Below are 1,247 nucleotides of genomic sequence, written 5' to 3' on the forward strand. Positions count from 1 at the left end.
AAGTTCTGATCCAGAGTACCACGAGACACGTGAAACCTTGTGGGAAGCAGGGAGGACCACCTCCCAAGGCTAAATACTACCTGATGACCGATAGTGAAGCAGTACCGTGAGGGAAAGGTGAAAAGAACCCCGGGAGGGGAGTGAAATAGAACCTGAAACCGTGTGCCTACAACCGGTCAAAGCCCCATATGAGGGTGATGACGTGCTTTTTGTAGAACGAGCCAACGAGTTACGGTATGTAGCAAGGTTAAGTACTTAAGGTACGGAGCCGAAGGGAAACCAAGTCTTAATAGGGCGACTAGTTGCATGCTGTAGACCCGAAACCGGGTGACCTATCCATGGCCAGGTTGAAGCGAGGGTAAAACCTCGTGGAGGACCGAACCACGTTGCTGTTGAAAAAGCATGGGATGAGCTGTGGATAGCGGAGAAATTCCAATCGAACTCGGAGATAGCTGGTTCTCCCCGAAATAGCTTTAGGGCTAGCGTCGAATGTGAGTAGTGGAGGTAGAGCACTGAATGGGCTAGGGGGCATAGCGCTTACCGAACCTTATCAAACTCCGAATGCCACATACTTTTAGTTCGGCAGTCAGACTACGAATGATAAGATCCGTGGTCAAAAGGGAAACAGCCCAGATCGTCAGCTAAGGTCCCAAAGTGTAAGTTAAGTGGGAAAGGATGTGGGATTTCTAAGACAACTAGGATGTTGGCTTAGAAGCAGCCACTCATTGAAAGAGTGCGTAATAGCTCACTAGTCGAGAGATCCTGCGCCGAAAATGTAACGGGGCTAAACTTACCACCGAAGCTACGGGTTCGCACTAAGTGCGAGCGGTAGGGGAGCGTTGTAATCGGGCTGAAGTCGTACCGTAAGGAGCGGTGGACTGATTACAAGTGAGAATGTTGGCATCAGTAGCGAGATGTAGGTGAGAATCCTACAGGCCGAATATCTAAGGTTTCCTCAGGAAGGTTCGTCCGCTGAGGGTTAGTCGGGACCTAAGCCGAGGCCGAAAGGCGTAGGTGATGGACAATCGGTTGATATTCCGATACCACTATAATCGTTATTATCGATGGTGTGACGGAGAAGGATAGGATGTGCTAACTATTGGATGTTAGTCTAAGCGTTTAGGGAGTTAAGGTAGGCAAATCCGCTTTAACAATCCTGAGGCGTGATGGGGAAGGTTCTACGGAACCGAAGTATCTGATTCCATGCTTCCAAGAAAAGCATCTAGAGAGAGAAGTAGTGCCCGTAC

General features: G+C 49.3%; 1 rRNA gene (running past one end of the window). It reads left to right on the forward strand.

Annotated elements, in window-relative coordinates:
- Positions 1-1,247, forward strand: a 23S ribosomal RNA gene (locus tag AC4FQW_RS13265) (its annotated part continues 1,315 nt past the right edge of the window); the annotation flags it as partial.

The sequence above is a fragment of the Clostridium sp. TJA085 genome (assembly GCF_058310235.1).